This is a genomic window from Sabulicella flocculans, from assembly GCF_045449635.1.
Taxonomy (GTDB): domain Bacteria; phylum Pseudomonadota; class Alphaproteobacteria; order Acetobacterales; family Acetobacteraceae; genus Roseococcus.
In genome coordinates, this window is the sequence record NZ_JBJJBR010000074.1 from 1 (window position 1) to 255 (window position 255).

Sequence of the window (255 nt, forward strand, 5' to 3'; positions counted from 1 at the left end):
AGCAGCCCGAGATCGGCGAGCAGGCGATCCTGCAGCTGATGGCCGAGGTGGACCGCTACATCCCGCAGCCCGAGCGCCCGAAGGACCGCCCGTTCCTGATGCCGATCGAGGACGTGTTCTCGATCTCCGGCCGCGGCACGGTGGTGACGGGTCGCGTGGAGCGCGGCATCGTGAAGGTGGGCGAGGAGGTCGAGATCATCGGCCTGAAGGACACCGTGAAGACGACGGTGACCGGCGTGGAGATGTTCCGCAAGC

At 67.5% G+C, this 255-nt stretch carries 1 protein-coding gene; it reads left to right on the forward strand.

The genetic code is table 11. The features are described from left to right. The coding region (locus ACI6QG_RS19790) for an EF-Tu/IF-2/RF-3 family GTPase (RefSeq protein ID WP_407026267.1) at positions 1–255 on the forward strand (255 nt) is incomplete at both ends.